Raw genomic sequence first — 13,750 nt, 5'->3', positions numbered from 1 at the left:
TTCTTTCTCGACGTCACTTTTGGGAATCTAATTTTGAAGCATTCTTCTTGAAAGCTTCTCCTTCCTTGGAAAGTTTTCCGTCCTGGAAGTCTTTAGATATACGGTTTTTGTCATTATTTCTGATAAAACCCCGTTAATAACCGGGGAACCTTTGAAGTTACCTGGTAGTTCGGCGTCAGAATTCAAGTGTGGTTTTCAATTTGACAGCCACAGATCTTACATACAAACTTATATAAAACCCAAGGAAGTACCAAGATGTCATATGAATTCCGAGTTGCTCAAAGTACCGAAGCCCAAGCAATCGCCGACTTAGTAAACTCAGCCTACAGAGGTGAGAGCAGCCGCAAAGGTTGGACAACTGAAGCAGATCTTTTGGGCGGTCAAAGAATCGATGCATCTGGAATTTGCGAAATAATTAAGCAAGAAAATGGCGCTTTACTTTTAGCTATTGAATCAGAAAAAATCATGGGCTGCGTTCATGTGCGTAAAATTTCATCACACACAGCTTATCTTGGAATGCTCACTGTTGCCCCTGATCAACAATCAAAAGGCCTGGGAAAACTTTTACTTCAGGCCACTGAAAAATTCTGTTCCACTCAATGGCACTGTAGCGAAATGGAAATGACCGTCATCACATCAAGAGATGAGCTCATCAATTGGTATAAACGACGAAACTACGAGCTTACGGGGGAAACAAGACCTTTCCCTATGGATGATCCCAAATTTGGAATACCGCTGGTTTTAAATATTGAGTTTAGTGTTTTAAAAAAGAAAATTTAACAGTAGCGAAGTATTTGCATCACCTAAAGTCATTTAGATAATCGATATGATCAGGAACCCATGGGTCTTCAATATTTAGCCCTAATATTTTTTCACCGATTTTTTGAAGTGTTTTTACAGGGTGAATACTAGATGCAAAATTGGATGGCAAAAATCCGTTTTCTTTGAGATGGGGAATTAAGCGATTTTGAGTTTCGTTTCTTAAAAAATCTCTTTTGTGTAAATCTTCAAAACTTTTGGCTAATTCTTCAGGAGTGAAACTGTAATTATTTATCATATCACGAGCTACCATGAGCAATGATTCATCATCAATGCGGCCATCTTGGCATAAATCAAGTGCTGCTTGAAAAGTAGTAAATGTGGCAAGAACACGTCTTCCGAATTTTGAATAATAGTCTGGGTCAGTATCAGCAACCAGATTAATGTAAATTTTTTCAACTGGATCCTCTTCAGGAACAAGGGCTTGAAGCTCCATGATGCGTTGACGCTGCTGTGGTAAAACATAGAGCGCTTCTAAAATTGAGAGAATCTCAACATGCTTAAGACGACGCTTACAAATATCACTAAAGAGGCTATAAACAACCGCGTCACTTTCACTGTCATCACCAAATAAAACCATTTTTACAGATTTTTTGAGATACACGCGAAGCTCTAAAAGAGCTTGAACTTTGTAACCCACTTGATGTTTTAAACGTTTAAATTTTCGTGGTCTAAAATTTTTTAAATTATCTTTTAAAAGCATCCCAAACGGATTTAAGCCGTCAATTTTCATCTTTTGATAAATTTTAGTTTCCATTTGAGGAGGTGACGCCGAAAGAAAAAAAACAGCAGGTGGATGTGAAGAATCTAACGACTTTGTCATTGCCCTAATTAGAGTCGCTGTACCAGGCACGTTGGTTTTTTGAAATGCTTTCTCAAATGCCGTCTTAAGTAGCCCTCTTAAACTGTCAAAGTTCGTATCAAGATACGTCTTGTCGATATCCCAGACATAGACAACGTCTCCAATTTCTTGATCTTTCACGTATTTGTAAAAAAATACGTCGCCATTTCGAATAAACTCAGTTTTAGGATCCGCCATGACACTCCCTTCTATTATCTTAGTAATAGGATCTCTCGTTGCCAAGAGTTACGTTGCGTGCTACCAAATTTTTATGAAATTTAAGACTTATAAATCCTCAGAACTCACTTGGAGCCTCGATTTTAAGCCTCTAAAAAAATGGCCAGAAATCTTACCTGTCATTGCCCTCATAGACAATGGCTCCATAAAAGTCATCTCAGGCTTTGAAAGACAAATTCAAGACCAGGTAGACGTCTTAATCATCGATAGCCCCTTAAATGTGGCCTTCGAACAAGTTTGGCCAAATGCCCAACTTGGAGGATTAGAACGCCTTAGACTTCTTAAAGTTTTAGGCCAATCAACTGAACAAGACTTCTTACTTGAGTGGCCTGTGGAGCTTCAATACCTTCTTGATCAAAAGCAAGTAGCCCTTAAGAGCTTAAAACCCTTAGAATATTTAACTACCTGGAAAGACCAATTAAGCTCAGCACTTATTGCTTTACGCCCTTCAAGTTCTCAGTGCAGAGAAGTTTTAGATCTTTTATGCGATTTAAAAATGTCAGGCCTTCAATGGGGTGATTGCCAACCTGAAATAAAAACAGTGTTTGAAGCCTCACACTGGATGACTCAACTTAAAACATTGAGAAATCCAAATACTTTACAAAATGATTCGTTAGTTAATAAATCAGTAATGCATGTGCCGTGGCCACGTGGCGTGTCAGCAAAATGGGAAAGACAAGGCGATCAAGCGAGCATTGTGATTCAAGCTAAAGTCAATAACAAGCTTGAGTGGAAAAGGTTGACTGAAAATCTTCAAAAAACTGAATTAGGTGATCAAATTTGGAACTCATAAGCGATCAGTTTTCAGAACTTTATATTCATGAAAAGTCATGGAACTCACTTGTCGCAAAACGCGCACGAGAAATTTTAAATGTAACACCCATTAAAGTAAGTGAGAGACCTTACGGTAATCGTGAAGGAAATTTAACAGGAAAAGAATTTAGCCTTTCAAAAAAACGACTCTATCTTGCACCTCATGAAGGACATTTTTTTAGAAAATGCCCAGGCACCCAAGGAGCGGCATGTTGTAACTACTTTGTTTTAAACCTAGGTGTTCAATGCAATATGAATTGTAGTTATTGTTATTTACAATCTTATATTAACTCACCCGTTAGTCAGATTTATACAAATATCGAAGATGCTTTAATTGAACTTGATGAAACTGCACTTAAATTTCCTAATTCTCCATTTCGCGTAGGCACTGGCGAAACAATTGATTCATTAAGCTTAGATGATATCACCCATTATTCAAAAATATTAGTACAGTGGTTTTCAAGACATCCAAAACTTACATGCGAATTTAAAACTAAATCAGATAATATTAAAAATTTTATTGATGTTCAACATGCAGGCAATGTGGTTGTTAGTTTTTCAGTTAATCCACAATCTATTATTGCAAGTGAAGAACATGGTACAGCATCACTTAGGCAAAGACTACACGCTGGAAGAACTGCCAGTAATCAAGGTTTTCCTGTCGCATTTCATGTTGATCCGATGATCTATGTTTCTGGTTGGAAAGTTTTGTATTCAGAATTAGTTGATCAAATCACGACCATGTTTACGCCTAAAGAAATTCGCTGGATAAGTATTGGGGCACTGAGATATCCACCTGAGATGAAACATATCCTTAGAGAAAGATTTTCTAAAAATCCACCCGCGGCACTTACGGGTGAACTCTTTTTAAGTGGCGATGGTAAACTTCGCTACGATCAAGGCTTAAGAAATCAAATGTTCTCCCATGTAATTGGTGAGTTTAAAAAAAGAGACAAAGGTTACCCCGCTTTTTTATGTATGGAAGCGCCTGAATCATGGCTTGGCACTTTTCAGCAAACTCCTAGGCAAATTTCTCAAATCAAAGATCTTTTTCAGCCAATGGCTGCACCCTAAATCACTCTATTTACCCTCTTTTTCGTTTTATTCTATTGCGCTAAAGAAGAAAAAATCTAAAAATATGAGCATGAAGAAAGTTCTTTGGATTTTCTTATTTGTCGTCTTATGCCCTCCCTCATTTGCAAAGGCTGAGAAATTAGATCTCATGCGTCGCTGGGTGGTATTTCCATTTGAAGCAGACGAAACACTTAAAGTTGCAGCTGATAATGCTTGGTGGAAAAGCCGAGAGCGTCTCACAGCAAAGAAAAAGTATCTTGTGGCGAGCCGTCAGTTTTTAATGCAAAAAGATGTGCTCCAACCTCGTCGCGAATTAAAACCTGAAGATGTAAAATTATTAGCAAATCTGTTAGATGCCAATGTCCTTGTGACGGGTTACGCAGAACAACGGCAATTCACAATGAATGTTTATTTAGCACAAAATGGCGCACTTTTTTGGTCAAAACAATTGGGTTTTCACCCAAGCCTTAAAGCGTCAGACCAATTAGAACTTATTACTGAAAAACTCACCCAAGAATTATTAGCTATTATCCCCTATCAAGCTTTTACCATCGTGGATCCGCTCATCGGCAAAGCAGTCTATGAAGAAGTAGGAAAAAAGTACGCCGTCATAGATGTGGGCGTGACTGATGGACTCACCGTTGGTATGGACGTTCAATGGACTGCTGTAAACATGCCTGAAGATTTTGACAAACGTCGCCCCGTTTTATCTGACTCTAAAATGATTCTCTTAGGCGAAGGTAAAATTACAAAAATTAAACGAGGGATCGTCATCGCTGAACTTCAACGGGCCATTTCAAATGACACCATTACAGAAAAAACTATGGTTCGATTTCCTCAAGAAATTGAAAAAATTCAATCCTATCTCTCCATTGAAGCCAGTAAAGAAAGAATTGCCCCAGAAATACTTCCCACACTCATTAACCCCGTTTCACCTGAGTCAAATAATGCAAAGAAGAATTCACTTATTTTTGGTACCATACTTAGTATTTTAGGAATTTTAGCTCTAGCTTTTTAAAACAATTCCGGATTTCTTACTGGAAAATCAATCCAACCCTCACCTTTAGGAAAATCTTTTGGAATTTCTTCACACTGATCTTTGAATTTCAAAAAACCAGTAAATGCGGCAATAAAAGAATCAAAACTATTAATATTATCAATGAGTTTTTGAAAATCTTGTTGATAAATAAAAACGATATCTCGTTTCAAAAGTGCTTGTAAAAATATTTGACGACTTTCAACACCACCCACCTGATGTTTGTAATGATCTAAATGACTTCTATTCAACTTTAAAGACTGGCCAATTCTCGAGACAGAAAGTTTAGGGAATATTTCCATAAGCTTCCCCTTAGGGAGTCGTTTGAGCAAATACTGAGCACGCGCTGTAAGTGGGGCCATATTAGAGCCCAAAGCCTCTTGCGGGTGAAACTCAGCCTCTAACTCTGAGGCAATATACATTTCAGCAGCACGTTGCGTGTAAGGAGTGAATAGTTTTACACGCTTTTTCTTTTTCTTATACTTTGCATGTTGCTTCCACATCCAAACAATTTCTTTTTCTTTGCAATTTTCATAACCAGGGCATGTTAGACGACACGTCACACATTTAGGCATTGTGAGAGGTGCGTTGATACTTATGAATTCTAGGTTTTCTTTATGCTCGGCAATAATATCTAAAAGGATTTGATCAGCTGAAACATTTTCTTCTTGCTGAATGTGTTCGTAGGTATGAGTTAAAAAGAGTTTATTTTGCGAGGGATAATAATCAAGAACAGAAAGTGCTGTGCGATCGTTCTTTCCCCCACCGAGGGCAAGTCCGATGAAGCGATGGACCTTTAACTTGTTTTTATCTCGAGACCGGCTCGAGTGGGTTTGGCTGCTAAGACCTGAAACCCTGATTGTTGACATGCTTTCTCCACATGATCTCGTTTACTGGTTGGGCACCATAAAAATACGCATCCCCCACCACCAGCTCCACAAATTTTTAAAGCCTCAGCACCTGCTTTCAATGCCACCTTACGCAATCGTTCAATCTCTGGGCTCGTAAATACTTTTGAAAGCCCTACTCGCGCTTTAAATTCATCGTCAAAAAGTGAACCTAAGCGTTTCCATTTTTTATTCTGGCAAGCATCCCACATCTTATTAGACACCTGCCTGAGAGCATCAAAACTCTTATAGGTTTGCTTGCTCCCATCTATATGATCCTTAAAAATCTCCCAGTTGTTAAGTCCTGAATGATGGGGTCGGCCGGTATAAACCAGCACAAAATGCATTTGAAACTCATTAAAATCCATTTCAAGCCCTTGCCTTCGAGGGCCAAGAGGTGTTAATTCGATCAGATTAAGCCCACCAAACAATGCTGGAAAGTAATCCTGACAGCCCGTAGGGGTATGAATTACGCGTGCCTCAAGGTTTCCTGCCAAAGTTACCGTTTCTTCAACTGTAAGTTTTCGTTCAGTAAGTTTAGAAAAAGCTCCGCAAAGACTTATATTAAGACTTGAACTTGCCGCGATTCCAGCACCGATTGGAGATTCGCTCTGGGTATGGAGTTCAAAGCCCGTATGGGGTTTCCAAAACTCCACATGCACTCTTAATAAATGAAGATCATGGCCTTTGCCTTCGGGAACTGCTTTGATATTTTTATAAACATGTTCAGTTTTTGTATCTGCACTTGAAAGAATAATCTTATCATCTTTACGCGGGATCAACGTCACACGGGTCATGATATCAATTGCCAAATTCACCGTTACGCAATCTTTATGAAAAAGATAAAGCGGCCACAGATCAAGTGTTCCGCCGGCAAGATCAACTCGTGTAGGGCTTTTAGCTTCAATACGTTTGTATTTTGTCAATGTGAGTGTCCATCGTGATCACCACCAATACCTTCAATGGGCATACCAGCTGGAAGTTCCGGCACAGCTTTCTCTGGCGTTGTGGCTTTTTTAGCTGCTTCTTTTGATTCTACTAAGGTTTGAGCAGGAAGAGTATCAATAACGCTATTATCGATACCAAAAAGTTCTTCACTCTTACTTGTTTTTGTAAAATAGGTTTTTTGTGATTTAGCGAGTTCACCCCAATTTACATTCAACACGATTTGGCCTTTAGAATCTTTAAATGTAATTGTTCCCTTAGGCGGAGTTAGACCTTTAGGTTTTTCTTTATTTAAAAATTCACCGATTTTAAATTGTGAAACTTTATCTATAAAATTTGTCACTTGAGTTTGATTAACCACAAATTTGTCATCAGGCTTAGCTTGTTCCCAGTTACTTCCTTTTTTCAGTAAATGGATGACAGCTAAACTTGTTTTAAGAACAATCTCTGCCACATCTTCTTTTTTAAATTCAAAAGGAGCAATTTTATCTTTAAATACAAGAGATCGCATAAGCAAAGGATCTTTAAACAGCAGCGGGTCAACAGATGCTGGTATTACAGAATAAATAACAGGTCTTGAATCACTACGAGCGTACATATTGTCTTTTTTGCCAATGTAAATATGCTCAATAAGCTTTCCCTCTTTATCGTTAAATAAAAATTCGATAAAGGCACCACTCTTGAGATTATACTTTGTGTATTCATTTTGATCTGAGCTATCGGCTATAATTTCTTGTGCTTTTAAACCCTCAATACTATCAAGAAGTTTTAAAACCATATCTTGATCAGCTTTTTCATTTTTGCCTGTAATATTAACGGCCCAAAGATCTTTATCTTTGATGAATTCATACTTTTCTTTACCACTAAATGTAAGAACGATTTGAGCTACATCACTTCGATTGCCGCGAAAGATTTTTTTATCTCGAACTTCTTTAACCGTCTTTTCAGATTGAAACTTTAAATTGGCATTACTAAGTAGAACTTTATTTTCATCTTCAGGTTTCACATATTGCTTACCTGAAATAGGGGCCTCAGTACCCACGTTAATTTGTCTGCGCTTACCCGTTTTATCAGTTAAGGCAATAAAGTTTGAATCTGGGGTAATACCAAATGTATTAAACTCTGCTTGGTTTTCTGAAACTACTGTTTCAAATTTTTCAGGGCTCACAGAGCTTAAAAAGGTTGTAATAACTTGCTCGTCAGCTAGATCTTTAACGGGCAAAGTTAGCTGCCAAATTCCTTTGGCATCTTTTTCAAGCTTCAAGCTACCTAATTTATTTTTAATTTCAATAGTAGTAGTTGTGTCAGCAGTGTGTGAAAAAAGTTTTTCTTGTTCTTCTTTGACCTTTGCATCTTTCTCAGATTTTTTAATTTCTATAAAAAAGATGTAAGCACCAAAAGCTAATGTGAGTACCAAAAGCCAAACTGTACCATGAAAACCCTTTTTCTTACGTTCCGTCATGCAGTTCGTCTCCTGTACCAAAAGCTACCGCCAGTAACAAAGATGAGAATTGGAAACACAAATACTAAACCATAATAAAGTAGAGTTGATTGAGTTTGAGAGATTGTGATCATTGTGCCTTGAGATTCTTTAGGCCTTATACTTAAAAGCTCTTTATCTTTTGCAAGATAGGCGATGCTGTTAAGTGCTAAATCATGATTAAGTTGAGCGTCGACGAGTTGATTTGACAAAAAATCACTATCGCCAACAACTAGAGCTTGAAATTCTTGTGGAGCACCTTTACCTGCATCTTCATTAAGCTTACCAGTAACTGCAGCCACAATGGTTAATGGGCCTTTTTCGTCTTTACCCTCTTCAAACTTCACAGCACCTTCTCTGATTTCAGCTTTACTAAAACTTGCAGGCGATGATTTAACAATTTCTTCAATCGTAATACCCACAGGCTTTGTCTGTGTGACTTTAAGCTGGCTAGCTAGATGAAACACGGTCATGTCTTGTTTGAAGTTTTTAGTAATTTCATTTGATGGCGAATAGTTAATACCAACAGCTGTAGCACCGCCGGCACCGACAAGTTGGCCCAATTGATCAAGGATATAATTGTTTTTAAACTCAAGTCCCCATGACCTTACAAGAGTACCTAAATTTGTTTTTGTACCAGGATCAAGGGCTAAGAGAAGCTTTCCCCCTTTATAGAGGTAATCGTTGAGCGCTTTAATTTCATTGTCAAAGTATGCCTGCTTGGGGCCCGCGATAATTACAAGTGCTGCATCGTCAGGAATTTGAGACTTCTCTAAAAATGAAAGTGGTTTTACCTCATAGCTTGAATCGGTAAGATACTTTTTAAAATTTTGAGCACCCGCAACATCACCGCTCTCAAAATCTCTTTCACCGTGACCTGTAATAAAATAAATCACCTTGTTTTTGTCTCGGGTGATTTTAATAATGGCGTTAGTGAAACCTTGCTCAGAAAAATCTTCAAATTTATTTTTCTTACCTTTGTACTCAATAATTATCGTACCTGAGGCATTCACTTCATGAGTTTTTGCTTGATCAGGGCGCTTAATGAGATCAACTTTTGTTACTTTAATTTTTGATGAATTTGAAGAATAAAGTTCTGTGAGTTCTTTAAATTTTGCAGCGTCTGCCATCCCTTGTTGTTGGTTTTCAGCAAAGAAACCTCGCACTACTAAATCACTATCTAATGTTTTAAGAATATTTTTAGTTTGATCAGAAAGTGAATTGAGTTTTTCTTTGGTATAGTCAAATTTTTTCACATGCCTGTAACCGACAAAATTCACACCCACTACCAAAGCTGCTACGATTATAACTAACACACCAAGATTAAGACCATGCTTTGTAGTTCGTTGACCAGAGAGCTCAATAAAAAATCGGATATCTTTAAATACAGCTCCCATGATGCAAGCAACGGCAAGCCCCAAGAGTACCCAAACAAAGGGCATCTGGCCTCCAGCTAATGCTCTAAATGAAATAAACCAAAGTACTAGAAATACCAGACCTAGAAATAAAAGAATTTGCCCAAGTTTACTCATAATCACCTCCACCTAGCACTTTCGACTACACGATGAGTTAGAAAACAAAAGAAGAACATCAATGATAAATAATAAATAACAGAACTTGTATCGATCATGCCTTTTGCAAAATCGCTAAAGTGAGTGACTATAGAGAGATAATTAAATACAGCTTGTGATGCCGCACCCTCCATACTTGCTGAAGCCCAACCTATTACCCAAAAGAATAGCTCAATAACAAACGCTACAAAATAGGCGATGATAACGTTTTCAGTCAGACTTGATGCAAAAACTCCAATGGCCACATAAACACCACTCAATAACCCTAAGCCTAAAAAACTTGTAAGGATCGGACCTTTATCAAATTGACCAAACATTGATGTAGCAAGTGGATACACAGCAAGGGTTGCAAGTACTGTCCAAACTACAAGAAGGCCGGCTAAAAATTTTCCAAGAACTATATGAGTAGCCGTTAAAGGGGATGTCATTAATAAATCAAGAGTTCGGTTTTTTCTTTCTTCTGCAAAGAGTCGCATTGTCAAAGCTGGAATCATAATCAAGAGCACAACGTTTACATTGCTAAAGTGCGGCGCAAAAACATAGTCATTAAGACTTAAACCTCCGCGGCCCCCTTGCATCATTGACATGAGTGATCGCTGAGCAAATGCTGAGAGAATTTGGAAAAACATCCAGCTCATTAAAAATACAAAAAGCCCGGTGACAACATAGGCAACGGGGCCAGTAAAATAACTTTTGTATTCTTTGGCAGCTAAAATAAATGATTTCTTCATGATTTTCCTCCGGCAACTTGAGCTGGGTCAGTAGTAGTAAGCTTAAGAAAAATATCTTCTAGACTCACATCAATTACTCTAAACTCCATAAGCCCTGCTCCCGACTTAACAACTGTCTCAGCTAAGAGCTCATTGGATTCATCGTTTTTATCAAGCTCAACTTCGTAGGTGTTACTATCAGTTGCTTTTCGAAAGCTTTTTACTCCTTTGAGATTTCGCACATGACTTTCAAATTCAGTTGATCTTCTTACCCGAACAAAAAATCTACGGGTATCACTCATGCGTTTACTCAAACCTTCAAAGGTATCTTCCGCAGCAATTTCACCTCGATTAATAATAATAATTCTTTGGCAAGTTGCAGTAACCTCAGGCAAAACGTGGGTGGATAAAATGACCGTATGTTGGCCGGCGAGTTCTTTGATAAGATTTCTAATTTCAATAACTTGTTTTGGGTCTAACCCTACTGTTGGTTCATCTAATATTAAAACCTCTGGGTTATGAACTAATGCCTGAGCGATTCCAACTCTTTGACGAAATCCTTTTGAGAGATTTCCGATTAATCTTTTTTGAACCTGCCCAAGATTTGTTTTCTCAATGGCATATTGAACACCCTTGTTTACAGCTGGGCCTGAGACACCTTTAAGTTTTGCTACAAATGCTAAATAATCGGCGACCAGCATGTCTGTATAAAGTGGAGGCGTTTCGGGTAAATATCCGATTCGTTTTTTCACTTCAATGGGATCTTCAAAAACATCAAACCCAGCTACTTTTACGTAGCCCGATGTGGGAGCCATGAAACCTGTAATGATTTTCATGGTTGTCGTTTTGCCTGCGCCGTTTGGGCCTAAGAATCCAACAATTTCGCCTTTTTTAACGGAAAAATTGAGATTGTTAATTGCCGTAATCGCACCATATCGCTTTGTGAGTTGAGATATCTCAATCATAGGTTCCTCTTTTTAAAAAATAGAATGAGTGCTTTAAATTTCAAGCACTTAGATTAGCAAGGGGCTTCTCAGTGTCAATTAAATCACTTCAAATTTAAAATTTTTAAATGCAATGCGTCTAACATTTTCTCGCTCAACAATTACTAAACCTGGAGCCGCTCCCTTGGGCTTTTTTACGAATTTGCGTGGAGTCACAATAAAGTCAAGGGGCTCACCTTCTGAAAATGGTTTTTTCTTTGACTGACTTAAAAGCGCTACTACCCGACAAGCGTATTCAATATGTTTTACAGGAGGCTCTGTTTTTTTAGGCCCCCGAAGTGTGCCGTGAGCTCCTGGATAATCACGCAGGTGAATCCATAAGTCATGGGGGCTTGAAATTTTGAGCAGATCTTCGTTTTGCCAAGCATTTCTCCCCACCCATAATTCCCACTGAGGATCTAGGCGTATGCGAGTACCTGAGAATATTTTAGTGCGTTGCTTTTGGGGAGTTTGCACTTGATCTAAAACACCATCACCTCCACTTTGAGATCTTAGTTTTTCAAGTTGTCCTGCTAAGTCATTTTTTCGAACTAAAGTCTGCTCACCCTTACGCTTCACTCGCTTAAGCTCTGCATAAATCTCATCGAGCCTTTGACCTATAGCATCACCCATCTCAGCTTTCAGAGCCTGAGCTTCCACCTCTAACTCATTTATCTTTTGAAGGTCTTTCTCACGCCCCTTGATTTCACCTTCATCAATTGCTTGAAGGGCGCGCTCTAACTTCTTGATTAGTTTGAGATGATAAGACTCTAGAGGCTTTGATGTAATAACTTTTAAATGATCTTGGGCACACTGATCATTAAACTGCCAAGAATTAATTCTCTGTGGCTCTATGAAGGTAACTTCATCTTCTAATTGAGTAGTTCGCCTAGGCACCACCACTCTTTTATCATTAGCCTGAAGCTTTATTTCATAACCATGGGGAAAGCATTTAAAGGTTAATAGAATTGTATTTTCAATGTCAAAACTCACACGCACCGTTCGATTTGGTTTTTGCGCTACTTCTAATGAATGAATCCTGTGATTTAAAAAATGGGCCCGTAAGAAATTAGACACAGGAGTTTGCTTTGCTCCTTTTTTGATTTTTTCTAGCCCCTGCTCTTCACTTAATGTCAAAAATAGTGGATCTGCGGGAGCAAGATCAATCAAGAGCCATCGATTAAAGCCCGGAAGACGAAAATCTAGGTAGTACCTCGTTGGGGGTTTAAACAAAACACCTTGAAGCTGAGCTCCTTGTAACTGCTGAAGCTCTTCACAGATTTTATAAATTTCATCATAATTCAGGGCTGACATACAACCTACCTTATCATGGTCTAGATGCTTTGGTCATCTACACTTCTCAGACCTTAAACTCGTTAAGTGAACTTCGGGGGCATCCGAAAAATATGTTAAGGAGATTACATCAATGAACAATGCACACTTTAAGGATCCCCTCGTACAAATATTAGAACGTCATCTTTTTCGCTGTGGCACAGATGAAACACGCTCATCACAGATGATTCAAGCTGTGGTTGATGATTATATCCAGCATCTCAAGGATCAAGGTGTACATATACCTGGCCCCGTTAAAGAAATTTTCATGCAAGATTTAAAAGAAGAAATCAGAGAAATGACAATTAAAAAAACCTTTGGCGCTGTATTACCAGAAAAAGAAACAGCGAATACTTTTCAGAAACCATCGCTTAAATCAGGTCGCAAAGTCGCTTAAGAAAAAATTAATTCTAGGCACCTACATAAGTTCCGAGTCAAAATTGTAATCGCATTCCATGCGTTACTTGATCGGAATCTTACTACTTCAACAACAGCATACGTCCTACAGTAACTTCTACACAACAAGCTTAGGTAGGAGCCTAGAATATTAGAGCCGACGCTCGTTTCTATATCATTACAATTTCCGTGCGCAGTCGAACGCCTGTTAAAATGGAGCTCGCAAAATTTGATGTATAAAAATGATAATTTCAAAACAAAAAAGGTCAGCGGGTAAAAAAAAACCGAGTTCCTTGGGAGGAACTCGGTCAGAGGAGAGAGGGATAAATCGCCATCCTTGGCGAAGCTTTAAATACTAATCTAATTATTTTCCGTGAACTTGGGTTGCTTTTGATTCATCTTCTTTTTCTTTTTTCTCTACTTCAGGTGTAGTTACAACTGGCGCGGCTGTTGGTGCCGGCGCAGGAGTAGCTGCTGTAGCACTTGGAAACACTGGCGCATCTTTTTGTTGTGGCATTTCAACAGTCACGGTGATTTGACCTTGATTGTTTTTATTTGAATCAACCAACTGAACTAACAAAGTGAAGTTATTGTTTGCATAAGTGACTGTTGGTGATTCAAGAGAC

14 protein-coding genes are annotated in these 13,750 nt (G+C 38.4%); 5 read left to right on the top strand and 9 right to left on the bottom strand.

Annotated elements, in window-relative coordinates; translation table 11 throughout:
* Nucleotides 1–255: 255 nt before the first annotated feature.
* Complete coding sequence (locus SGI74_01150) at nucleotides 256–780, top strand: GNAT family N-acetyltransferase (GenBank protein MDZ4676088.1); 525 nt, start codon at nucleotides 256–258, stop codon at nucleotides 778–780.
* A 19-nt stretch (nucleotides 781–799) separates the two neighbouring features.
* Here the strand turns inward: SGI74_01150 and SGI74_01145 are convergent, their stop codons facing one another.
* Complete coding sequence (locus SGI74_01145; protein MDZ4676087.1) at nucleotides 800–1,858, bottom strand: phosphatase domain-containing protein; 1,059 nt, start codon at nucleotides 1,856–1,858, stop codon at nucleotides 800–802.
* A gap of 73 nt (nucleotides 1,859–1,931) precedes the next feature.
* Between SGI74_01145 and SGI74_01140 the strand changes: the two genes are divergently transcribed.
* From SGI74_01140 to SGI74_01130, 3 genes are all read left to right on the top strand, one after another.
* Nucleotides 1,932–2,690, top strand: coding sequence for a hypothetical protein (locus SGI74_01140; GenBank protein MDZ4676086.1), 759 nt, complete (start codon nucleotides 1,932–1,934; stop codon nucleotides 2,688–2,690).
* Nucleotides 2,678–3,784, top strand: a complete 1,107-nt coding sequence (locus SGI74_01135) for a radical SAM protein (protein MDZ4676085.1) — start codon at nucleotides 2,678–2,680, stop codon at nucleotides 3,782–3,784. The genes SGI74_01140 and SGI74_01135 overlap by 13 nt, the downstream gene beginning before the upstream one ends.
* A 70-nt stretch (nucleotides 3,785–3,854) precedes the next feature.
* Nucleotides 3,855–4,802 carry a hypothetical protein gene (locus tag SGI74_01130; GenBank protein ID MDZ4676084.1) on the top strand — a complete coding sequence of 316 codons (948 nt, stop codon included), beginning with the start codon at nucleotides 3,855–3,857 and terminating at the stop codon, nucleotides 4,800–4,802.
* On the opposite strand, the gene SGI74_01125 is transcribed toward SGI74_01130, so the two are convergent.
* The 7 genes from SGI74_01125 to SGI74_01095 form a co-directional block, all read right to left on the bottom strand.
* The gene (locus SGI74_01125) at nucleotides 4,799–5,689 is read right to left on the bottom strand and encodes a DUF429 domain-containing protein (protein MDZ4676083.1); all 891 of its coding nucleotides are present in this window, start codon (nucleotides 5,687–5,689) and stop codon (nucleotides 4,799–4,801) included. The genes SGI74_01130 and SGI74_01125 overlap by 4 nt on opposite strands.
* Nucleotides 5,617–6,633 (bottom strand): galactokinase, encoded by a 1,017-nt coding sequence (locus SGI74_01120; protein MDZ4676082.1) that lies wholly within the window; start codon nucleotides 6,631–6,633, stop codon nucleotides 5,617–5,619. Before SGI74_01120 ends, SGI74_01125 begins: the two co-directional genes overlap by 73 nt.
* Nucleotides 6,630–8,114, bottom strand: coding sequence for a DUF4340 domain-containing protein (locus SGI74_01115; protein ID MDZ4676081.1), 1,485 nt, complete (start codon nucleotides 8,112–8,114; stop codon nucleotides 6,630–6,632). The genes SGI74_01120 and SGI74_01115 overlap by 4 nt, the downstream gene beginning before the upstream one ends.
* Complete coding sequence (locus SGI74_01110; protein ID MDZ4676080.1) at nucleotides 8,111–9,664, bottom strand: Gldg family protein; 1,554 nt, start codon at nucleotides 9,662–9,664, stop codon at nucleotides 8,111–8,113. Before SGI74_01110 ends, SGI74_01115 begins: the two co-directional genes overlap by 4 nt.
* Before the next feature lie 2 nt (nucleotides 9,665–9,666).
* On the bottom strand, nucleotides 9,667–10,434 hold the full coding sequence (locus SGI74_01105; protein ID MDZ4676079.1) for an ABC transporter permease: 768 nt from the start codon (nucleotides 10,432–10,434) through the stop codon (nucleotides 9,667–9,669).
* Nucleotides 10,431–11,378 carry an ATP-binding cassette domain-containing protein gene (locus tag SGI74_01100; GenBank protein MDZ4676078.1) on the bottom strand — a complete coding sequence of 316 codons (948 nt, stop codon included), beginning with the start codon at nucleotides 11,376–11,378 and terminating at the stop codon, nucleotides 10,431–10,433. The genes SGI74_01105 and SGI74_01100 overlap by 4 nt, the downstream gene beginning before the upstream one ends.
* Nucleotides 11,379–11,456: 78 nt before the next feature.
* Nucleotides 11,457–12,710 carry a hypothetical protein gene (locus tag SGI74_01095; protein MDZ4676077.1) on the bottom strand — a complete coding sequence of 418 codons (1,254 nt, stop codon included), beginning with the start codon at nucleotides 12,708–12,710 and terminating at the stop codon, nucleotides 11,457–11,459.
* 112 nt (nucleotides 12,711–12,822) lie between these two features.
* Here SGI74_01095 and SGI74_01090 point away from each other — a divergent pair, with 112 nt between their 5' ends.
* Complete coding sequence (locus SGI74_01090) at nucleotides 12,823–13,125, top strand: hypothetical protein (GenBank protein ID MDZ4676076.1); 303 nt, start codon at nucleotides 12,823–12,825, stop codon at nucleotides 13,123–13,125.
* A 363-nt stretch (nucleotides 13,126–13,488) separates the two neighbouring features.
* Here SGI74_01090 and SGI74_01085 read toward each other — a convergent pair.
* The coding region (locus SGI74_01085) for a hypothetical protein (protein MDZ4676075.1) at nucleotides 13,489–13,750 on the bottom strand (262 nt) is incomplete at its 5' end.

Source organism: Oligoflexia bacterium, from assembly GCA_034439615.1.
In the GTDB taxonomy this organism is placed as follows: Bacteria; Bdellovibrionota; Bdellovibrionia; order JABDDW01; family JABDDW01; genus JAWXAT01.
This window is presented reverse-complemented; position numbering and strand designations above follow the sequence as displayed.